The 21,868-nt window shown below is 42.8% G+C and carries 19 protein-coding genes; 7 read left to right on the forward strand and 12 right to left on the reverse strand.

The features are described from left to right. Nucleotides 1-121: 121 nt before the first annotated feature. From bglX to ACX3PU_RS07320, 7 genes are read right to left on the reverse strand one after another with little or no spacing between them, the layout of a single operon-like run. Nucleotides 122-2,449, reverse strand: a complete 2,328-nt coding sequence (bglX, locus tag ACX3PU_RS07290) for a beta-glucosidase BglX (RefSeq protein ID WP_459084310.1) — start codon at nucleotides 2,447-2,449, stop codon at nucleotides 122-124. A 7-nt stretch (nucleotides 2,450-2,456) separates the two neighbouring features. Continuing rightward, nucleotides 2,457-3,185 carry a carboxylesterase family protein gene (locus ACX3PU_RS07295; protein ID WP_459084311.1) on the reverse strand — a complete coding sequence of 243 codons (729 nt, stop codon included), beginning with the start codon at nucleotides 3,183-3,185 and terminating at the stop codon, nucleotides 2,457-2,459. Further along, a complete protein-coding gene (locus tag ACX3PU_RS07300; protein WP_459084312.1) occupies nucleotides 3,182-4,561 on the reverse strand; it encodes a glucoamylase family protein in 1,380 nt (459 codons plus the stop codon). The genes ACX3PU_RS07295 and ACX3PU_RS07300 overlap by 4 nt, the downstream gene beginning before the upstream one ends. A gap of 13 nt (nucleotides 4,562-4,574) precedes the next feature. Next, the gene (locus ACX3PU_RS07305; protein WP_459084313.1) at nucleotides 4,575-5,972 is read right to left on the reverse strand and encodes a glucoamylase family protein; all 1,398 of its coding nucleotides are present in this window, start codon (nucleotides 5,970-5,972) and stop codon (nucleotides 4,575-4,577) included. Between the two features lie 52 nt (nucleotides 5,973-6,024). After that, nucleotides 6,025-7,005, reverse strand: coding sequence for a LamG-like jellyroll fold domain-containing protein (locus ACX3PU_RS07310; RefSeq protein ID WP_459084314.1), 981 nt, complete (start codon nucleotides 7,003-7,005; stop codon nucleotides 6,025-6,027). Nucleotides 7,006-7,023: 18 nt separating this feature from the next. After that, the gene (locus tag ACX3PU_RS07315) at nucleotides 7,024-8,490 is read right to left on the reverse strand and encodes a RagB/SusD family nutrient uptake outer membrane protein (protein ID WP_459084315.1); all 1,467 of its coding nucleotides are present in this window, start codon (nucleotides 8,488-8,490) and stop codon (nucleotides 7,024-7,026) included. 10 nt (nucleotides 8,491-8,500) lie between these two features. Next, the gene (locus ACX3PU_RS07320; protein WP_459084316.1) at nucleotides 8,501-11,308 is read right to left on the reverse strand and encodes a SusC/RagA family TonB-linked outer membrane protein; all 2,808 of its coding nucleotides are present in this window, start codon (nucleotides 11,306-11,308) and stop codon (nucleotides 8,501-8,503) included. A gap of 216 nt (nucleotides 11,309-11,524) precedes the next feature. On the opposite strand from ACX3PU_RS07320, the gene ACX3PU_RS07325 reads away from it, so the two are divergent. Next, nucleotides 11,525-12,208, forward strand: coding sequence for a DUF4197 family protein (locus ACX3PU_RS07325; RefSeq protein WP_459084318.1), 684 nt, complete (start codon nucleotides 11,525-11,527; stop codon nucleotides 12,206-12,208). 63 nt (nucleotides 12,209-12,271) lie between these two features. Continuing rightward, nucleotides 12,272-12,583, forward strand: a complete 312-nt coding sequence (locus ACX3PU_RS07330) for a DUF493 domain-containing protein (protein ID WP_459084320.1) — start codon at nucleotides 12,272-12,274, stop codon at nucleotides 12,581-12,583. 3 nt (nucleotides 12,584-12,586) lie between these two features. On the opposite strand, the gene ACX3PU_RS07335 is transcribed toward ACX3PU_RS07330, so the two are convergent. The 4 genes from ACX3PU_RS07335 to ACX3PU_RS07350 form a co-directional block, all read right to left on the reverse strand. Then, nucleotides 12,587-12,934: an ArsC/Spx/MgsR family protein gene (locus tag ACX3PU_RS07335; RefSeq protein WP_459084321.1), complete on the reverse strand. Its 348-nt coding sequence runs from the start codon at nucleotides 12,932-12,934 to the stop codon at nucleotides 12,587-12,589. A gap of 18 nt (nucleotides 12,935-12,952) precedes the next feature. Beyond that, on the reverse strand, nucleotides 12,953-13,567 hold the full coding sequence (locus ACX3PU_RS07340) for a deoxynucleoside kinase (protein ID WP_459084322.1): 615 nt from the start codon (nucleotides 13,565-13,567) through the stop codon (nucleotides 12,953-12,955). Between the two features lie 154 nt (nucleotides 13,568-13,721). Beyond that, nucleotides 13,722-14,744 (reverse strand): glutaminyl-peptide cyclotransferase, encoded by a 1,023-nt coding sequence (locus ACX3PU_RS07345; RefSeq protein WP_459084323.1) that lies wholly within the window; start codon nucleotides 14,742-14,744, stop codon nucleotides 13,722-13,724. A 139-nt stretch (nucleotides 14,745-14,883) separates the two neighbouring features. Continuing rightward, complete coding sequence (locus tag ACX3PU_RS07350) at nucleotides 14,884-15,309, reverse strand: SRPBCC family protein (RefSeq protein ID WP_459084324.1); 426 nt, start codon at nucleotides 15,307-15,309, stop codon at nucleotides 14,884-14,886. Between the two features lie 98 nt (nucleotides 15,310-15,407). Here ACX3PU_RS07350 and ACX3PU_RS07355 point away from each other — a divergent pair, with 98 nt between their 5' ends. The 5 genes from ACX3PU_RS07355 to ACX3PU_RS07375 all read left to right on the forward strand — a co-directional run bounded on the left by ACX3PU_RS07355 (nucleotide 15,408) and on the right by ACX3PU_RS07375 (nucleotide 19,329). After that, nucleotides 15,408-16,523, forward strand: coding sequence for an MBL fold metallo-hydrolase (locus ACX3PU_RS07355; RefSeq protein WP_459084325.1), 1,116 nt, complete (start codon nucleotides 15,408-15,410; stop codon nucleotides 16,521-16,523). A gap of 26 nt (nucleotides 16,524-16,549) precedes the next feature. Beyond that, nucleotides 16,550-16,681: a CoA-transferase gene (locus ACX3PU_RS07360; RefSeq protein ID WP_459084406.1), complete on the forward strand. Its 132-nt coding sequence runs from the start codon at nucleotides 16,550-16,552 to the stop codon at nucleotides 16,679-16,681. 132 nt (nucleotides 16,682-16,813) lie between these two features. Next, nucleotides 16,814-17,431, forward strand: coding sequence for a 3-oxoacid CoA-transferase subunit B (locus ACX3PU_RS07365; RefSeq protein ID WP_459084326.1), 618 nt, complete (start codon nucleotides 16,814-16,816; stop codon nucleotides 17,429-17,431). Between the two features lie 95 nt (nucleotides 17,432-17,526). Further along, nucleotides 17,527-18,060 (forward strand): FUSC family protein, encoded by a 534-nt coding sequence (locus ACX3PU_RS07370; protein WP_459084327.1) that lies wholly within the window; start codon nucleotides 17,527-17,529, stop codon nucleotides 18,058-18,060. Nucleotides 18,061-18,096: 36 nt separating this feature from the next. Beyond that, complete coding sequence (locus ACX3PU_RS07375) at nucleotides 18,097-19,329, forward strand: acetyl-CoA C-acyltransferase (RefSeq protein WP_459084328.1); 1,233 nt, start codon at nucleotides 18,097-18,099, stop codon at nucleotides 19,327-19,329. Nucleotides 19,330-19,429: 100 nt separating this feature from the next. Here ACX3PU_RS07375 and ACX3PU_RS07380 read toward each other — a convergent pair whose 3' ends face one another. Further along, nucleotides 19,430-21,844 (reverse strand): DUF5686 family protein, encoded by a 2,415-nt coding sequence (locus ACX3PU_RS07380; protein ID WP_459084329.1) that lies wholly within the window; start codon nucleotides 21,842-21,844, stop codon nucleotides 19,430-19,432. Between the last annotated feature and the right edge of the window lie 24 nt (nucleotides 21,845-21,868).

The raw sequence follows: 21,868 nt of genomic DNA on the forward strand, positions 1-21,868 counted from the left end.
GGTTTAAGGTTTAGACTTAGGCAAAATTATGGATTTTAATTGAGAGATGAAAGTCGGTTTTGAGCGAAAAAAAATCGCCACCCTAAGGCAGCGATTATGAATACAAAATTGATTCACTCGATTACTTGGACCAGTGCACTCTTTGCGTTTTATAGTCCTGAGAATTCGTTCCCACCATAATGTCAAAATCTCCTTCTTCCCAATCGTGAAGAAGCTTATTGTCGTAATATTTTAAAAGTTCGGGTTGAATCTGGAAGCGAACCACTTTGCTTTCCCCTTTTTTAAGGAAAACCTTTTCAAATCCTTTCAATTCTTTCACAGGGCGTGTGTTGCGACCCACCAAATCGCGAATGTACAATTGCACGACTTCCGAACCATCGTAGTTTCCTGAATTGGTTACGGTTACACTGGCTTCAATCGTTTGATTTCCTTTCGGGGCCTTATCTGAAATAGAAAGTTCAGAGTACGAAAAGTTCGTATAGCTTAATCCAAAACCAAACGGATAAAGCGGAGTGTTGCATTCGTCCATGTAATTTGAGCGGAATCGCTCGTATTCACATTTCGCAGTTTTCTCCGGACTGAGCGGTCGGCCTGTATTTTTATGGTTGTAATAAATTGGTACCTGCCCCACACTACGAGGAAAGGTCATAGGTAATTTTCCGGAAGGATTCACCTCTCCAAATAGCACGTCCGCTACCGCAAGTCCCGCTTCTGTACCTGGGAACCAGGCGTTCAAAATGGCATCCGGAGTTTCGTACATATTTGAGAGTGCTAAAGGTCTTCCCGTCAAAAGAACCACCGCGATCGGCTTGCCCGTTTTTTTAAGTTCATTTAGCAAATCGATTTGCGCCTCTGGAATTGTGATTTCTGCGCGTGAAGAGGATTCTCCGCTCATTTCTGCACTTTCCCCAATGGCTAACACAATTACATCCGACTGATTTGCTACATCCACGGCCTCTTTAAGTAGAGCCTCTTTCCCTCTGGAATCTCGATCTACTACTTTACCATGGGCTGCGTACACATTTTCCAACGTTTCATTTTCCTCTACGTTTGAACCCTTAGCTGTAAGGATCTTGACATTTTTACCCGCACTTTTTTGAAGTCCGTCTAAAAGAGTGACTGCACTTCCGTGCGTAGTGGCAACACTCCATGTTCCTGGCATGTTGACTGAATTTTTAACCAGGGGACCAATAAGTGCAATGGTTCCTGATTTCTTTAAAGGAAGTACCTGGTTGTCATTTTTCAAGAGTACCATCGAAGCCGCAGCAATTTTTCTTGCTTCGTCGCGATTCTTTTGTTTAAAAACTTCTTTTTCTGCCTCTTTCTTGCTACCGTATCGATACGGATCCTCAAAGAGCCCCAAATCGTATTTTGATTCTAAAATTCGTTTTGCAGCCAAGGTAATTTGCGTCTCCGTTACTTTTCCTTCTTTGAGCGATTTTTGAAGCGTAGTGAGAAAGCCTTCCCCTACCATGTCCATATCGGTTCCAGCATTTAATGCCAAGGCGGAAACGGTCTGTAAATCTCCCATCCCGTGTTGTTCCATTTCGTTAATTCCTGTGTAATCACTTACCACGAACCCTTCAAATCCCCACTGTTTTCTTAAGACATCGTCCATCAACCACTTATTCCCAGTCGCTGGAATCCCATCCACTTCGTTGAAAGAAGCCATCACGGATCCAACGCCAGCCTCCACGGCTGCTTTGTAAGGAGGGAAATACTCATTGAACATACGGGTGTGACTCATGTCCACTGTGTTGTAATCAAGACCTGCTTCCGGCGCACCGTAAAGAGCAAAATGCTTTACACAGGCAAGAATCGTACTTTCAAGGGAAAGATCCTTCCCTTGGTATCCATACACCATGGCTTTTGCGATTTCACTTCCAAGGAAGGGATCTTCCCCTGCACCCTCGGAGACACGTCCCCATCGAGGCTCTCTTGAAACATCCACCATCGGAGAGAAGGTCCAGTTAATCCCGTCCGCAGCCGCTTCTTTTGCAGCAATTTGCGCAGAACGTTGTACTAAATCCATGTCCCAACTCGCGGCAAGCCCGAGGGGAATCGGAAATGTGGTTTCGTATCCATGGATGACATCCATCCCAAAAAGGAGGGGAATCTTAAGTCTCGACTTTTCCATCGCTACTTTTTGAACGGCTCTAATTTTCTCAATGCCTTTGATATTGAATAGCCCTCCGACTAACCCCTGTTCAATCTTTTTTCCAATGTCCGAACTCTGCGCTTGTCCTGTGGTGAAATCCCCGGCGCTCGGTAAATTGAGCTGACCTATTTTCTCCTCTAAGGTCATTTTTTGAAGGAGCTGGTCTATAAATACTTTCTTTTTGGCCATGTAGTCCGCTGTTTGGTACTTTTGAACGGGCTGATGGACGAGCTCCTGTGCCATCGCAAATGGACTGAGTGCCAGGAGCGCAACTAAAATTAACTTCTTCATTATTCTATTATTTTTGTTTCTTTTTTGCTAACATCCAAGTGTAAAATTCGGGATCACTATAGGTAGAATCCCAAGAATTATGGTTATCGTCTGGGAAAATCGTCAGACTCACGTCTGGATTGATTTTACGAATTACTTGGTACATCTCTATGGAGGCAATTGGAGAGACGATATCGTCATTTCCTCCATGGAAAATACGGATGGGTAGATCCTTGTACTGATGCGCAGTTGCCTTCATCCATCGATCCGAAGGACCACAAACCACGCTTAGAGAAGCAAACATTTCGGGATGCTCATTGGCTAGCTTCCAACTTCCCCATCCTCCCATAGAGAGGCCGGTGAGATGAATTCGACTCGGATCTATTTTGTATTTGGTTTGAATATCCTGAATGAGTGCATAAACAGCCTGTGTATCCCACCACTCATTTGCAGGACACTGGGGTGCTAAAATGGCAACCGGCTCTTTAATTAGCTCTTTGTACGTAAAAGGACTGTGGGCCTTGACCAATTCCAGATTACTTCCTCTTTCCCCTGAGCCATGCAAAAAAACAATCAAAGGGACCGCAGATTTGCTCTCTTTAGGATAGTCTAGGACATACCCAAGTTCAGATTCGATCGACACCGTCTTGCTGAAATTCGCGTGAATTTCTTGCGCAAAACTTACGCTTGTCATACTGAGGAGTAAAACAAGACTAAAGTAGCGTATGCATTGGTTTATCAAAAGGTTTATCTTCATTTGATATTGTATTTTTCGGATTTAAAATCAAGTTTTTTTAGTCCTGCTTGAATGTCTGGGGCATTCATGAAAAGCTTCCATAAAAGTCCCGTCCTATAATTTTCGATCATAGGAGAAATCGTGCCTTGGTCGATGGCTAGATATTGTTTAGCTACCCAATTGTCATAATGGATTGAGGTCGCGTCGTAGGGACCTGCGCTTCCAATAAATTCAGGTTTTTGCGCATATAAAAACCGAAGAACATCCATCGATTCTTTCGGTGTATAAGGAAAACTACTAAGCGCGGCCGTGGGTGTTATAACGCCTCTGTCGTTAGAGGGCATATGAGCGGTATAGCCAGTGGATCCATCTGGATTTCTGGAATAAGAAGCAGTCATGCCCCAATAATTAGGTCCATAACCTTTAAAGTGCTTTGGGTTTTCGAGGGCATAGCGGTAGCTAATAAGTACATGGTTTCGGTTCAGATCAAAATAATTTTGAATTTGTCGGTCATGTAGTCCGGTAGGATCTAACCCAAGATAAGAATATTGCGCCCAAAATAAGGGCCCACCGTATTCACTCGCTCCGTTGTGATTGACCAGAAGAGGAAGACCGTATTTTGTTTTGTCTGTGGTGTAACTTCCGTCTCTCGTCCAACCTTTGTAATACGTTTCTGCATCAATGGGATGCGTAGGGGAAGAGGCCGCTAGAATATAAGTAATCAAACATTCGTTATATCCTTCCAAAGGGAAATTCATTTCCCATCCATAGTTTTTGGACCAATGCCAGTAAAGGACTTTCTCTCCTCCTTTTGTGTACCAATCCCATTCCACCGATCTCCATAACTCATCCATTTTCTTAGCTAAGGCTTTCTCCCGCGCATTTCCTTCTTTAAAATACTCTCGTACTGTAATAATTCCTTGAACTAAAAATGCGGTTTCGACCAAGTCTCCGCCGTCATCTTTTTTTCCAAACGGGACAGCCTTTCCGGTTCTCCCATCAATCCAATGAGACCAAGCACCATGGAACCGCTCACTTGTGGAAAGAAAATTCGCAATTTTATGCAGTCTATCAACCGCTTCAGTGCGTGGCACAAAGCCTCTTTCTACGCCCACTAAAATACTCATGAGTCCAAAACCTGAACCTCCTGTTGTCACTACATGCGCATCGTTATAAGGGTATACCCCGTCTTCATGGTAGCGTTCTTGGCCCATGAGAGAATTGGGCTCTGCAAAATCCCAAAAATATTTCAGACTTTGCTTTTGGACCTGATCCATTAGGTCTGTATCACTTTTTGAAAAACTCACTTTTTCCGGCGAGTCTTTCGTTAAATTCATTGCTGTACACGATCCAACAATCGATCCTAGCGCAAGAGTAAATACAATTAATTTCTTCATATTATCTTCCTTTTTAAAGAGTGTGGGTGCTAGAACTAAACCCGAGCTTTTTAAGTCCCACCTTAATTTCAGGAGCCTTCATAAAAAGATTCCAAATAAATCCACTTCGGTAGTTCTCTACCATGGGGGTGATCGTTCCTTGATCAATGGCCAAGTACCGTGGGCTCACCCAATTGTACTGGGGGCTATACGCATCGTAGGGGCCTGCCACACCCACGTACTGCGATTTCTTTTCGTTGTAAAGAAATCGAAGCATCTCCATACTTTCACTAGGGGTATAGGGCATACTTGAAAGAGCCGCTGTCGGGCTGATTACACCCAAATCATTTAACGGCGAATGGGCACTGTACCCTGTCGATCCATCACTGTTTCGAGAGTAACTTGCCGTTAATCCCCAACCTTTCGCACCGTATCCGACATATCCTTTCGGATTACTTAATGCATATTGGTACATGATTTTAGAGTGGTTCGTTACAGCGTTTCCATAATTGACATATTCATCCGATAGACCTCTTGGATCGAGCGCGAGAAAAGAATAATGCGACCAAAACAGAGGGCCTACACTTCCTGAGTGACCGTTATGATTCACCACTAAGGGAATGCCGTAAAGCGAACCGGCACTCTTAATTCCACCGCTGCGTGCCCATCCTTCTTTATACACTTCTTTTGAAATGGGGTAAGTTGGTGAACTAGCTGCAAGGATATATGGAATTAAGGTTTCATCAAATCCTTGCAGTTTCATATTCATCTGAAACCCACTGTTTTTCGACCAGTGCCAATACAGTGTGTTTTGGTTTTGAGTGTACCAGTTCCATTCAACCCCTTGCCAAAGTTCATCCGCTTTTAAGGCTAAATTCTTTTCCGCTTCAACGGAAGAGTTTATAAAGTATTCTCGCACGCAAATTAGACCCTGAACAAGAAATGCAGTTTCCACCAAATCTCCACCGTCGTCTCCAGGACCGAAAGGTTTCACGGCGCCGGTCTGCCCATCGATCCAATGGGGCCACGCGCCGTGGAACCGCTCTGCCTTTTCCAAGAAACTAAGACCTGTAGTAAGTCGTTCTACTGCTTGTGAGCGAGGAAGAAACCCTTTCTCAATACCTACGAGCAAACTGAGCAGTCCAAATCCAGATCCTCCTGTGGTCACCACATTTTGATCAAGCGAAGGATTGTCCGTATGGTATCGTTCTCGAGCTAATTTCGAATTGGACTCGGCAAACTCCCAAAAGTAGGAAATCGTTTCTTTTTGGACCAAATCCAAAAGTTCCACATCGGTATACGTGACCGGTGCAGGATCAGGACCCGGTGGTGTGGGAAGTGGCGTACCGCCTCCTCCGGGGGAATCGCGACCACCCGAGCAAGAGCTGGTTAATAGCGCGAAAAAGAATAAAGTTGGGATCGCAAATTTCATTTGTATTTTTTTTAAAAAGAAAAGGGCCCAAGTGGACCCTTTTCGAAGTCAATTATCTTCCGTCTTTTTCAAGCTTGTAAAGCGCGATGATATCCGCCGGGGCAAGAGCTGCATTGTAGAGTCTAAACTCATCCAATTGCCCTGCGTAACTTGTGGCCCAATCTTGTTGTGAACCGTTATTGAGTGGCGGCAGAGTTTCAAATTGATGAGTACCTAGGACCACTTGTCCATTGGTCCCCACCATTTCTAAATTCCCATACCCTGCCACGGATTTTGGATTGTCAATACCGCCCGGATCGTCAGAAAACCAAGAAGCGTAGCCGCTTAACGTTCCACCGGCTGGAGAATAAGCAAACCCTTCTAAATTCTTAGCTGGTTCTCCGTCTTGGTATACGTAGCATCGGCTTTCCTTCGAGTTGTAGACAAAGGCCACATGAACCCATTTTCCTTTGTAACCGTCCAAATTCGCTATGACACTTTGGCCTTTCCAGTTCACACCGGAACGTCCATTTTCAACCCCAAGTTTCAAACGAATTCGATCGGGTTTAGAATTGTCTGGATTTTCAATAAATAGGTTAATTCCTCCCCAGAATTCTGCTGGACGAACCACAGAGAAAATCCCTTGTGCTCCTTTTCCAACTCCAGGAGGATCTGGCGCTACTGTATTGTTACTTTTCATCCAAAAGGCGACGGTAAAATCATTAAGACCCGTGATAGCACTGGATCCTTGGCCTACGGCATATCGAGATTCTGTGGAAGAACCACTGTATGCCATTCCTTTGATCCCTTGCGCATAACCCACTTTGGTGGACACCGCTCCCGAGATACTGTTTTTTGCGTCTAAAAGATTGTTTTCAAAACTAAGTTTGCTTAGCAGATTGCTGCTAGCTATATCATCCGAGTTTTCATACCCTCCGATGGACGGGTATGGAATGGGTGGATTGTCTTTGTCAATACTATCCATGCATCCAGAGAGAAGCAGCATCCCTAGAAAGGTACCGACCACATATTTGATTGTATTTTGATAATTCATAAGAGTAATATTAAATAATTAATAACCAGGATTCGGTTGACTTAGCCCTTTTGACTCACTAATGAAAGGCTGAGGAATTGGAAACAATTCATGTCTTCCGACAATAAAAGTTTTGCCATCTGCCGCCATTGCACTTTTAGCTTGACCGGTACGGACCAAATCAAACCAGCGATCGTGCTCTAGGGCTAACTCCAAACGTCTTTCCTTCCAAATTGCGGTGCGCATTGCCGTGCTTGAGCTCGCAGTGGTCACCCCTAAATTGGCTCTAAGTCTCACTTTATTAAGTTCCTCTCCGGCAAGGCCCGTTTGTCCTAATTCATTTAAAGCTTCCGCCTTAATTAATAAAATCTCGGCGTAGCGCAGGTAGCGAATGTTCGTATCCGAATCGTCAGAACCTGTGTAATTGGAAGAGTACGCTTTGTAATTGTAATAGGGATTTTCTACAGTGCTAGGCACTACACGCCCATCGTAAAGAGTAGAATTCCTAAAGATAATGGTCGCATCGCGACGCTCCGTATCTCCAGCCTCGTCAAACGCATCGACGAGATTTTGAGAAGGCGTGCCAAATCCCCATCCCCAACCTCCAGCACCTCTCGCGCCTTGGGTTTGAGAATACTGTTGAATGCCAGGTTCTCCCGGTCCTCCTTTTCCTTGAATTTCAAAGATAGATTCTTGGTTGTTTTCTCCAGAAACTTTGTAAATATCTGCAAAATCAGGTGTTAGACCATACCCTACTACTAAGTTAGCATGATCCAGCGCCTTTTGCCAATTCTTTTGATAGAGGTAAACCTTCGCAAGCAGTGCATTTGCAGCACCCTTGGTCGCTCTACCTACATTGTTCCCTGAATAGGCTGCTTTGGGTGGAAGCACCATGGCTGCATCTTCTAAGTCCTTAATAATAAAAGCGTACACTTCTTCCGCACTTTTTCGTGTGAGCAGCATGACTCGATCCTCCTCCACACTCGGACTCGGCACATGATCTACGATGGGAACTCCTCCCCATCCTCGAACCAAATTGAAGTATAAAAACGCTCTTAAGAACTTCACTTCGCCTACAAGTCGTTCGCGAAGGGCCGCATCCGCTTTGTCCAGCTGCGGGATGTATTCAAGGGCTTGGTTGGCTCTGTTAATCCCTTGATAGGAACCCTGCCACACATCGTTAAAGGAACTTCCCGTAGCGGTTAAATCCAGTTTATCCAAGAGGTCCTTGTCGCCACCTGCATCTCCAGGGGACGACCCCTTGTCTGCATCGTCGCTAATAATATTGGTAATCCCGATCCAAGCAAACGAACTTAAATTCCAGTCTAAAAATTTTGCGTACACGGCATTCGAAAACCCTTCTGCTCCTTCGTTGTTATTAAAAAGGGATAAGTCCTGAGTCGAAATATTGGAAGTAGGTGTGACGTCCAAAGAGTCGGTCCTACAACTGTTTGTGCTAAGTGCAAACAGGGCTAAAGCGGAAACTAATATAATTTTCTTTTTCATGACTTTCAAATTAAAATTTAACATTTACACCAAAAACAAACGATCGAAGTGTAGGATAAGCATCCAGTTCAATTCCGGCGTTTCCGTAGGGATTCCCGTCAGCAGAAAGTTCAGGGGTGAATCCTGAGAATTTCTGAAATACAACCGGATTGATTGCATTCACATAGAATCGAACCGACGAAACATAATCGACAACATTCTTCACGGTGTATCCTAGGGTAATATTGTTGATCCTAAAATAATCGCCACTCTCTAAGTAATAATTAGAGGCAAGCGGTACACTGTTAAAAGGTGCAGGATTCGAAGCTCCTGTATTGTCTGGAGTCCAAAAGTTGCTTGCCACATCGTATTCAATGTTTTCTCCGGAGAAACGTTGGGCTTTTTTCCCATTGTAAACCACGCCTCCAAAGGCTCCGTATCCATTCACTGAAAAATCAAGGTTTTTATAATTCACCCCAAGATTAATTCCCACATTGGATTTCGGAATGTATGAGCCGAAAAAGCGCCGATCCTCAGAATCCGAAGAGCCTGTGATGCCATTGTTGTTGTGATCCACATACATGACTTTTCCGTCTTGGTCATACCCCGCAACTTCCCAAAGATAGAAACTACCTAAAGGCTGGCCTACCGCTTTTTCATTCAACAATTTAGTCCACTGTCCATTTCCAAGTCCTCCTCCGTTGATGTCGTTCACATTTTCGGAAGCGAGTTGATTTACTTCGTTATGGTTATAGGAATAATTGACTCCGATGGAGTAAGAAAAATCTTCCCCTGCTTGGTCCTTCCAATTTAAGGCAGCTTCAACCCCCTTGTTGGTTACTTGCCCTAAATGGGAATATCCCGCGATTTCAAGTCCAGAAGTAGAGATCGGTGTGGCTTGTAGAATTAGGTTATTGGTGACCTTTTTATAGACATCAAACGTACCACTTAAACGGCGAGATAATATCTCGATGTCAAGCCCGACGTTACTTCCCTCCACAATTTCCCAAGAAAGAAGAGGGTCATAAAGTTGATTAATAGTAGTACCTCCTCCGTTGGTAAGACCGTTGAAGTAATAATTCATGTTTTCTCCTGTCGCAAAAGGAAGGAAGTTTAAAGGAACATTTTGATTTCCTAAACGTCCCCAACCTCCTCTAATTTTCAAGAGATCGAAAGCACCATCCTTAAGAAATTCTTCCTCGGAAATCACCCATCCTGCACCAAAGGAAGGAAAGGTTCCCCATTTGCGATCCTGTGCAAATTGAGAAGAGCCATCCTGACGAATGGTAGCTGTTAGCAAATATTTATTATTGTATTTGTACTGCGCTCTTGCAAAGAAAGAAAGGGTGTTTGCATCGTTTGCTTTTACACTTGTAAGAGAAGTAAGGTTTTCATCTGCATAATTGGTTCCGGCAAGATCCCAATAATTGCGATTAGGAAGAACATTTCGTCTTGTAAAGGCAATTCGTTCTTCTCCATCATAGATTGTGGTCTCGGTTCCCACTGTGGCTTCCACATCGTGGAGTCCAAATCTCTTTTGAAAGGTTACAAAATTCGTCACCGCCCAATTAAAATTGGTGTAACGACTATTGTTAAGCGAGTTGACGGCATCTGCTGGGCTATATTGCGCCTCCGTACGGGTAGGATCCGCGGCTAACCATATTTCTCGAGTATCCGAAAAACTGTAGGCTTTTCCGTTGTTGTATTGCCCTGAAAACTGACCTGTATAGGTGAAGTATTTAGCAAATTTAATGTCTAACTTCACACTTCCCTGAAGCTGCATGCTTCGCTGCTGCTCGTCATTGAAGAAAAGTTGACTTACGGGATTTCCTACATTATTAAAAGAAGAGCCAGTAGTCCCTGCGAATCCATCTGCACCTACAAAAGGAACTCCCCATTTCCCATTTTCAAAACGCACCGGTACGATCGGAGATTGTTTGTAAGCCGTCGTAAAGGCACCCAAAGGTTTAGGTGTTACATTAAAGAAAGCCACACTCATCGTCTGGGAGAGGGTAATATTGCGGTTGATTTTAAATTCGTTATTGGTTCGAAGCGTGGTACGATTGTAATCCGAACCTTTTAGAATCGCTTTTTCATCGTAATTGCTCGCACTAAAAAAGTACTTCGCATTTTCAGAAGAACCCGATACCGACACGTTGTGTTGGTTGTAAACACCTTGGCGTGTGATTTCTTCAAACCAGTCGGTGTTCACCGGTTGATCCTGAGAGAATTTTGTACTGCTCAAAGCCGTATTGGTATAATACGAAAAGAGATTACTTCCAGCCATTTTGACTTTGCGCAGGGGTGAACGAACTCCTATAAATCCATCGTACTCGACCGATATACCTCGACCTCGACCGGATTTAGTCGTAATAATGATCACTCCATTGGCTCCACGGTTCCCATAGATTGCAAGTGCCGAGGCATCTTTCAAAATATCGTACGTGAGAATGTCGTTTGTATTGATGTTGGAAATACCTCCCACCATCATTCCGTCCACCACATAAAGAGGTTCACGTCCTCCCAGTGCGGTTCCTAATCCACGGATGACCACCGAGGGGGTCGAACCGGGAAGGTCAGAAGCGGTCACGTTAACACCCGCAGCCTTCCCTTGAATCGCTTGCGTCGCATTTAACACTTTCGTCTTGCTGACTTCTTCTGCATTAATTGAGCTGATTGCAGCCGTATTGTCCACTTTTTTACGACTACCGTACCCAATCATAACGACCTCCTCGATTTGTTGCTCTCGCACTGTATCTTGAGTCGTCTGTGCCTGCACGCTAAAACCGAAGTAAAAGGCGGCAATAAGGCAAGGAAACTTTAGATTGCTGTTTTTCATACTGTTAACTTTTGAATTAAATCTCTCTTGAGCGGTCTAAACACACGCGCGTTTATTATCTCAAATTTAGAAAATATTTGGTAAACTTTAGCATTTACTTAACTTTTCTTACCTAACGCCCGAACGCTTGACCCAAGGCCTCTATCGAAAGAACTTGGCTTAATATTTGAAACATCTAATTAGCATCCGATGCTTTTTCTAAATAAAAACATATATATGAAAGCAAAAACCGTATTAGTAGCGAGCCTCGCAGTGGGTTCGATCGGCGTTTTAACCCAATCTTGTCTGGCACTAGCCACCTCAGGGATTGGAATCACCGTTTTAAAACAAATATTGCTGGGAGGAATCACCAAAGGAGTTGGAATTTTCTCTAATAAAAATGCGTTTATGCAAAATGAATTAATCGATCAGGCTTTGCCTAAGCCATTAAGAGAGATCAATTCCGTTTTAGAGCGAATCTCACCCAGTCTCGTCCAGAAAGAAAGAGAATACATTGCCCAGGCTGCAGCGTATACGGTGCAAACCGCAGAACCTATCTTAAGGAATGCTGTAAACTCGTTAACGGCTCAGGACGTTATGCAAGTCGCGAATGGTGGAAAAGGAGCTGCTACAAGGCTTTTGAAAGCAAAAACAGCAGATCAACTTTTGCTTGCCATTCAACCGAAAGTGGATGAAAAACTAAATGAATACGGAATTGTAAAAAGTCTTAATTTAGCACTTCAAGGAAACAACCTTTTAGGAGGACTGTTAGGAACAGGAGATCAAAATCTAAACCTTGCCTCAGGGGGACTCAGTAGACTTGCATCGGAGCAAATGGTGGAGGGACTTTTTAAAATTATTGAAAATCATGAAATGCAAAATTCGTATCAACTTTTAGATGCACTTCAAAATTCAAAATAAAAAAAATCTTATATTTATCGCCTCGAACTTTTAACCTCTCTAGTTTATATCGAATCTATATTTATGGACCAACCCAACAGCCCACTACCAAAGGGCGTATCTGCAGAAGAATTTTACACTAATTTACAAGCCAACTTGGAAAGCGCACATAGCTTTCCCGAAGATTATCTCTATAAATTCATATTCCCAAACGACAATTCAAAACTCACAGATTTGTATCAAATCTTTGACAAACTAAAGTACACGATTTCAACAAGGGAAAGTTCAAACGGGAAGTACATTTCCGCCAGTATCCTGGCCTTTGTCATGGATGCAAATCAGGTGATTGACCTCTACAAAGAAGTTTCCAAAATTCCTGGTGTAATGATGCTTTAGATTTTAGGCTTCTATAAAAAACTTTGCTTTTTCAATAGGTCGGGCGACCATCGCTAGGGATCCTTTTATCAAAATAGGACGCTCTATTAAATTTGGATTTTGGGAGAGAATTTCCATCCACTCAGAATCCGTTAGGGTCTTATCTGCGTATGTGCTTTTGTAGAGCGGTTCGTTTTTGCGAAGAATATCAAGAGGCCTAGCGTCTAGTTTTTTTAGAAGCGTTTCAATCTCTAAGACAGAAAGAGGATCGTTTACAATATCAATTAATTCGAACTCTACCCCATTTTCATCAAGGTATTCAAGAACAGATCGAGATTTAGAACAACTGTTATTATGTAAAATTTTCAGCATGCAATTGGTATGAAGGAGTTAAAAAAGTCCATGAAGCTCTGCCTCAATGCGTTCAAGAATAAAGCCAAAATCTTGAGGCCTTTCTACAAAATCCAGATCGTCCACTTCAATTACAAGTAATTTTCCTTCCTTGTAATTCTCAATCCAACTTTCGTATTTTTGGTTCAACTTAGAGAGGTATTCAATGCTAATGGTTGCCTCGTATTCCCTTCCTCGTTTGTAGATCTTTTTTACCAAATTTGGAACATCACTCTTTAGGTAAATTAAAAGATCAGGTGCCTGCACAAAAGATTTCATCAAAGTAAAAACAGAAAGATAGTTGTCATAGTCTCTTTGGGAAAGGAGACTCATGTCATACAAATTCTCTGCAAATATGTGAGCATCCTCATAAATCGTTCGGTCTTGGATAATGTTTTTTCCACTTTCACGAATTTCTTTGACTTGTCGAAAACGACTGCCCAAAAAATAAATCTGAAGTGCAAAACTCCATTGGCTCATGTCGGCATAAAAGTCCTCTAAATAAGGATTGTGATCCACGTCCTCAAATTGGGCTTCCCAGCCATAATGTTTCGCGAGCATTGTCGTGAGCGTGGTTTTTCCAGCGCCAATGTTTCCTGTAATTGCGATGTGCATGTGTAAAAAATCTCTTAAGTTGATCTATGAGTATGGCCCAAAAAGCAGGGACATTTAAAGCGCGTAAAGATAAATCTCTTTCTCTTTGATTTCAAAATTATGACTCTATAATTTATCCACAATCCGGAGCATTTCTACCTTTAGGGACTGCTAATTATTTTATTTGAACTTCGTAAATCGTAGGCCAATTTTTACCTGTTACCAGCATGTTTTCTCCTTTGAATGCGATCCCATTTAACACATCATCATTGCCCGTCGTATGTTTTTTAGCAAGCTGCGTGAAATCGAATTTCCCCACAACTTCTCCTGTTTTAGGATCAATCTTTAAAACGATTGGGTTTTGCCATACGTTCGCATAAATGTAGCCCTCGTGATACTCGAGCTCATTTAATTGATCGTAAGCCTGGGTGTTTCCTGCCACGGAAATATACCGTTCTAACTGAGAGGGATCCTTTACAGAAAGGAAATAAAGATTCTTGGTCCCGTCTGAGGCAATGAGACTTTTCCCATCGTAGGTAAGCCCCCATCCTTCTCCAATCACATTGGGGTAAGGAAATTCAGAGAGAAGCTCCAAGCTTGACTTGTTATACACAAATCCTTTTTTATTCTGCCAAGTCAACTGGTAGATCTTATCCCCTACGATCGTGGCTCCTTCCGAAAACACTTCTTGAGGTTGATGAATGGATTTCTGCACCTGCGTGGAACCCAAAGTATATTTTATAAGTTGAGAGAGCCCATGTTGCCCGTCACTTTCGTAAATAGTTTCTCCTTCCAATTGAAAGCCTTGCGTGAAGTTTGCCGTATCGTGAGGATACTCTTTCACTATTTCATAGGAAATATTAGCCTCAGGCTTTGCAGCAAAAACATTAATGGTCGCATCTTGGCTTAAAACTTCCCCGCTTGAGGTTGTAATTAAAAAGGTGACGGCATTATCTCCTAAGGAAAAGTAATTGGGATCAATGATAAGACTTGAGGTCTCCTTGTCTCCAAAACTGATTTTTATTTCTTTCGCATCCTTCAGCACGCTCTGCGGAAGCTCAAGAGAATCCCCAAAATGAAACCCCTGCGATTGACGCTCAATGGTATAGCTGTTTAAATCATTTAAAACTTCTTTTTCTTTACTACAAGATACTAATACGCCTAAACCTATCAGAGCAATATATAAACTACGTTTCATTTCTTTTTTTTTCAAATTTACTTCTTTCAGGCCTATGCCTGGATCGAATTTGTGAAATTACTGAAATATCATGGCTCAGACAAAAAGGGATTCCCCTTTTTTTGGCTTCCCAAAAAAAACCTTTCTGGAAACGTGATTTTCAATTTTCTAAATAGCTTTTCAAAGAATCCCTAACGATGCTTTTCCAACCGAATGAAAAATTTTCGAAGGAAAACCCCTCACCCAACAATTTAAAATGATCTAGATGCTCATGCCTAAGGACTAAGCGAGTTTGATCTCCCCAAGGTTCTAACTCCCAATTCACGAGTGTAGTTTCATTCGAAATTTCGGGATAAGACCAAGTATACGAAAGCTTTTTATAGGGTTGAATTTCTACGATTTCTCCAGCGTGAAGAAATTTCTTTTCATCCCCGGGTTCATAGAAATGAAATTTATGATGTAGCTTTAATTCAAAACTAGGGATCTCAAAATACCATTTTTGAAGTTCACTTGCATCGCTTATTGCACTCCAAACCTTTTCTAAGGGCTGATTAAAGATTTGCACTACAGTAATTGTATCGTTCATCCTACTTTTTTCGTGGGGTTTAAAAATATACAATATAGAGAGAACAAATCAAAAACCTGAGAAAAATGGGTTAATTTTGCAGACTTAATCCACTCATTGTGCATCCACTACTAAAAGTTCTGTTCGTATTCCTTATTCTCACCTTACTTATTGCAATCGTAGGGTATTTCATTCTAAGGAGTCCTTCCTTTGGAAAAGCCCCCTCCGGAGAGCGTTTAGTTCGAATTCAAAACTCTCCGCATTACCGTGGAAATCAGTTTGATAATTTACTAGATACACCGGCTATGGCACCTGGGGCCACTATGGTAGGTGCGATGTACAAAATGCTATTTAAGAAAAGTCCTCAGATACAACCTAAGAATCCATTTGAATTTACAAAAACAGACCTCTTTTCTATACCCCTTTCTGAAAACACGATGGTATGGATGGGGCACTCTTCTTATTATCTGCAACTAGATGGAAAACGTATTTTAGTCGACCCGGTTTTTTCGGGCCACGCAAGTCCTTTCTCGTTCAGTGTAAAAGCATTTAAAGGAAGTGATCTCTATGAGACGAAAGACATCCCCCCTTTAGATTACCTAATTATTACGCATGACCACTGGGACCATTTAGATTACAAAACGGTTAAAGCCCTTTTCAACCAGACACAAAAAGTCATTACCGGCCTTGGAACGGGAGAACATTTAGAGTTTTGGGGACTAGAGTCTAGCAAACTTGTTGAACTGGATTGGTACGAATCCCATGAATTAACAAGGGGATACACCGTCTATTCGGAGCCGGCTAGGCACTTCTCAGGAAGAGGACTCACACGAAATCAAACGTTATGGAGCAGTTTCTTGCTTCAATTCCCGACCCAAAAGGTTTTCATTGGAGGAGACAGCGGGTACGGAGATCATTTCAAAGAAATTGGAAAACGACACGACTCGATTGATTTGGCCATTTTAGAAAATGGGCAGTACAATGAGGATTGGCGATACATTCATTTTCTACCCGGAGAAAATTTAAAAGCAATGGAAGACTTAAAGGCGAAAACCCTGGTTCCAGTCCATTACGGAAAGTTTGCTTTGGCACTCCATGCATGGAACGAACCCATTAGCAAGATGATGGAACTTCGAAAGCCCGATCAAGCGATCTTAACGCCCAAAATAGGTGAGCGCATCGATTGGAGCCAAAACGAAATTCAGCCTAACCCTTGGTGGGAAAACCTACCCTAGCCCTTTTCGTCTAAGGTTCTTCCTTTATTCGGGCTTGGAAAGCGGACCGTTCCGGCAACTTGCAATACCGAATGACCGAGCAGAACTTCAATAAAGCCTTTGCGACGGCAGCCGATCTAGTCATTTCAGAGGTTAAGCACTTGGTCGAAGAAGGCTAACTTTCACCCGAAAGTATTCATACGCCTGGTTGCTGCATAGACTATCTTGTTCAGGCGCATACCACCCTTGAAGAACTTGGAAGTTCCGCCGTGAGTCAAAGTGCCAAATCCGTCTCTCTGAGAAGACTCAGCATGGCACAAACAGCACTTAAAGAACTAAGGAAAGGAGAAGTAATCAATTTAGGCATTGGAATACCTACCCTAGTGGCCGATTTAATTACTCCTGAGCACCAAATAACTCTGCATACCGAAAACGGAATGCTTGGAGTGGGTCCTTCACCAAAGGAGGGTGGAGCTATGGACTATCCGGTAAATGCAGGAAAATTACCGGTCTCGGCATTGCGAGGGACTTCTTATTTTGACAGTGCAGAATCCTTTGCAATGATTCGAGGAGGACATATTGATGTGGCCATCATGGGCGGACTTCAAGTCGACGAAAAGGCAAACCTAGCCAATTGGGCCGTACCGGGTGAGCCTTTGTTAGGAGTGGGTGGAGCCATGGATCTTGCATCGGGAGCAAAGAAGCTAATTATTACCATGATGCATACCGAACGAAACGGCGACCCAAAAATTGTACCCGCTTGTGATCTACCCATCACGACAAGATCTGCAGTGGATATGATTATCACGGACCTAGCTGTATTTCAATATATTGATTCAAAGCTAACGCTCATTGAGCTCATGCCTGGAATCACAATTGAGGAAGTTCGGGAAAAAACCTCCGCCGAGTTTGTAGAAAAGTTAAACTAAGGATTTAATGGAAAGTCTTATTTTTCCAAAACGGAAGATATATCCTTCGTTTAGGTGGTTGGAAATTGATACTTTTGTAAGCAAAGCGATAGTTCATGAGAGTCCTGACAGGAGTGCGCAATTTTTTGTTTTCCTCGATATCCATTTACATTTATAGGTGCGTTCTTGGATTCACCCTTGGATATTATCTAATGGAACTGGTTCCCGAGTTTGACTTGTTTTGGGCCCTACTCTCCATTATGCTCGTGATTTCACCCGAAGGAAAAGACGCTCCTCGGTTAACCACAGACCGAGTTAAAGCCAATTTAGTGGGTGCTTTGTCGGGATTTGTAGTGGTATTTTTGCCCTTTGAGCTCTTTTGGAAAACGCTGATTGGAATTGTGGTGGCGGCTCTTTTGTCCAACGCATTCAAACTGTCAAGTGTCTCTAGAACGGCCATTGTTGCCGTGATTATTATCGTTTTGGAAAAACCAGACGAAGGGTATATCGCTTCTATTGAACGATTCTTATCGGTCGCTGGGGGCTGTCTTATTGGACTCTTTGTCGTGGTAAGCACAGGATACTTAATCCGATATCTTCATAAATTAATTTTAAAAGTAGAATTTAGACACCGCGACGACCCTCATTAATTCGATGTAAGTTGCCCGTATTAAAAACAGTATAAAATGAAAGAAAACGCATACATTGTAAACGGAACTCGTTCCGCCATTGGAAGTTTTAGAGGAACACTCTCAGGACTGAGAACCGACGACTTATTAGCAGATGTCCTAAAGGGACTGTTAAAGAAGTCCCCGAATCTACCCCTAGACAAAATTGATGATGTCATAATTGGCTGTGCAAACCAAGCCGGCGAAGACAATCGTAACATAGCAAGAATGTCTCTCCTTCTAGCGGGGCTTCCCGTCTCCGTTCCTGGAGAAACGGTCAATAGGCTATGCGCTTCAGGAATGAGCGCAATCGTACAAGCCTCTCGAGCCATTAAATCAGGCGAAGGAGACCTTTTCATCGCAGGAGGTGTAGAGGGAATGACACGTGGACCTTATGTGCTATCCAAATCTGCTGCCCCTTTTGGAAGTGATCAAAAAATCTACGATAGTAGTTTTGGTTGGCGTTTTGTAAACCCGAAAATGAAGGAACTTTACGGAACGGATGCAATGGGAAACACGGCTGAAAACTTAGCTGAAAAATACGAGATTACCCGAGAAGAACAAGATCAGTTCGCACTCTTTTCCCAGAAGAAAGCGAAAGCAGCAATGGAAAGCGGAAGGCTAGGCGAAGAGATTACCCCTATCGAAATTCCTCAACGAAAAGCAGATCCTATTCAATTCGATCAAGATGAATTTGTCAAACCCAATTCTTCGATGGAAGGACTTTCCAAATTGAGAGCTGCCTTTGTAAAAGAGAACGGTACCGTTTCAGCTGGAAATTCGTCTGGACTAAACGATGGAGCCGCTGCCGTATTAATCGCCTCCGAAAGTGCTTTAAAAGAATACAACCTTACTCCCATGGCGAGAATAGTGACTTCTGGGGTCACAGGGACCGAGCCAAGAATCATGGGGATTGGACCTGTGGAAGCGACCAAATTAGCGCTGAAACGAGCAGGGCTTACCCTAGAGGACATGGACATCATTGAAATAAACGAAGCCTTTGCAGCGCAAAGTATTGCTTGTTTAAAAGAACTAGGATTAGAGCCAGATGACCCAAGAGTCAATCCAAACGGAGGAGCCATCGCTCTAGGCCACCCTCTAGGAATGAGTGGCACTCGAATCACCTATTCGGCCGCTTTAGAACTTGTGAAAACCAAGAAACGCTATGCGCTTGCAACCATGTGTATTGGCGTAGGACAAGGCTATGCAGTCATTTTGGAGAATGCTTCCTTTAGCAAATCTAACGCATAAAACCGGCCTAAGAATAGCACGATACCCTATAAAGTAAAAGAGCCTTTTCCTGTGCGGAAAGGGCTCTTTTACTTTGTTTATAATATCGGGCACTCTGCTTCTAAAACCCTAATAATTTTAATTTTAACTGAACGGCGAAATTTCCTTTGAATCCTGGGGTTTGGTAATGACCCACTCGATAAAAGAACCCTAAATTGAAATAAGAACTCAAGAAATTGTTCCATTCGAGACCCACTTCTTGGTAAAGTTTATTTAATGGATGGAAGTCTAGGTCATGGTTTTGCGGAGATTTCATGTCCCCAATAATTCCTTTGTAAAGCACATCAATACTAGAGGTATTCTGACCTATGCTCTTAAAATACCAAGGCAGTCGATGGGTTAAGTAATATCCAACAAAACGATCGTTAAAATATCGACCTCCAGGCATCGTGGCAAATCCAAGGTAGGAAGTGAGCGTGAAACTCGTGGCTAGCTTCTCACCCGAGAGTCCATTCATCTGGAACTGATTCCATATGGGCGTATCTCCAAAGACTTTCCCCATGTACGCTCGGGTACCCGTCACACCCCATGGATTTTTAAATTGGTGCGTAAAGAGAAGTTCAATTTTCTTGAATTCTGTCTCTCCACCGAGTAGAGAAAGACCCTGCTCATAGTGCAAATAGATTTCTGGAAAATCGGTATGGTACGTAAATTTGCCACCCGGCGTCATCATCGATTTAGATCCCGGTGCATACTTTAAGGTGGCTAGAAAACTAAACTCATCAAATTCATCTCCCAGGGATTTAAAATTGTAGGGGAAAAGTGCCTTGTTACGCTCTCTCTTGGCCCCTATTTTCATCGTAAGATCAGGTAGTAAATCGTATTCCCAACTTAGCTTCCCCCCTTGGGTTGAAAAATACTTCTCGTTGCTAATGTTCACGCCCGAATTCATCAGTTGCATCTTGAAGCTCCAAAGCTCTTCATTGAAAAGCCCACTGGCCTTTACATCCGAATAGTACTCCGCTCTTAACTTCGAATGGCGAGAAAGGCTGGGAAGATAATCGAGAGCCAATCCGTATTTCCATTTTCGATCCCTAAATCCATACCCCACATAGACCTCTGGAGACCAATGCGGACTAAAGTGCTCGTTTAGTTTCGCTCCTACACCCAAGCGGAGTCCCTCGTACTTCGAATACCGAGCGAAATGCTCCGCGAGCAGATCTACTTTTCCTACGCGCAACTTTCCACTTGTTAGGGTTGAGAAAAATCCTGCTGCTTGATTCCAATTGTGCTTTTGACCTAAACTGTCGATCTTGAGGTAGGTTTGAGTCTCTCGTGAACTTAAGGGCCGAGTTCGATACTCCGATAGATGGGTTCCATCCGAGTTTTTCACTTCAAACTCATACCCCTTAAAATCTTCTTTTTCAAACTGAGCATTGGGCTGCCAATCAAAATAGTCTACGTTCAGTAGGGCATAATATCCAAACCCAGGTGCTTCTTGCAGCGAAACAGAGTCTTTCGCTAAATTGATCTCGCCAATTTTAATCTCAATATCTTCTCGCTCTAGGAACCATTTGCCCCCAAGGAGTTTCCAAGAACTTTCTAGCGTACGTTTTGAACCTGAACTGCTTTCTCTTTCTATACGTTTCACCCCGTAACTCTGTGAATCTATAAGGATCCTTCCATTGTATTTTGGGGAGCTCGTCACTTTGCTTTTTCGAATTTCTCGAAAGCTAATCTCATACGTCTCACGACCTTCGTAGAAGAGGGTATCGGTCAGAAAAAACCGATAAAGATTCTTGTTTTTACTCTGAATTACTTTGGGAATGGTGGAGCGATCACTTCGAACCGCTAAAAGACGGTACAAAGGTTCACTTAGTCCTGAAATCCGATTGTCTAGCACGAGAGTTTTCTCCCCTAGTGTCTTGGAATGTCGGTACTCTAAGGCTCTCTCCCACAAAAAGCCTTTGCTATCCCTTGCAACCTGCTGCATTTCTTCCGCATTCCAAGGGGATTTCTTCTTTTTGTCTTTTGCCTTAAGTTCTGCTTCTAAGGAAATCGTATCACGCTTTGCATCAAGTACCTCTTGATACAAACTAAGCGAATCTTTGTCTAAATCAAGAGATACTTTCTCATAAGACCGGTAGAGAAACGACGCTAAACTGTAGGGGGAATTTTGCAGATAGTTTTTACGAACTTTATCAAGAAGTTCGACTGCTTTGGAATCGCTTTGGTCTTTAATGACTACACTTTCAATCCTGCTTTCTTTTACGGGGTCCGTAGAGAGTTGAACGTGCATTTGCTTTTTTACCTGTAGAATTTGATCCTCGTACCCTTCGACTTGCACTCGAATTTCAGGACAGGAAGTTTGAAATTCAAGCCCATGACTAAGTTTCTTTGAGTCTAGTTTTTTTCCCTCACACCAAAGAATTACTTGGGATAAATCTACGTTCGCATCCTTTGCAAAGTGCAATTGAGATTGAGAAAAGGCCCCTGAACTTACCAAAAGACCCAGGAAAAAGAGAAGTCGACTCATCGTTTGTGTATTTGAGAGGAATGA

The sequence above is a fragment of the Chryseobacterium sp. A301 genome (genome assembly GCF_054489425.1).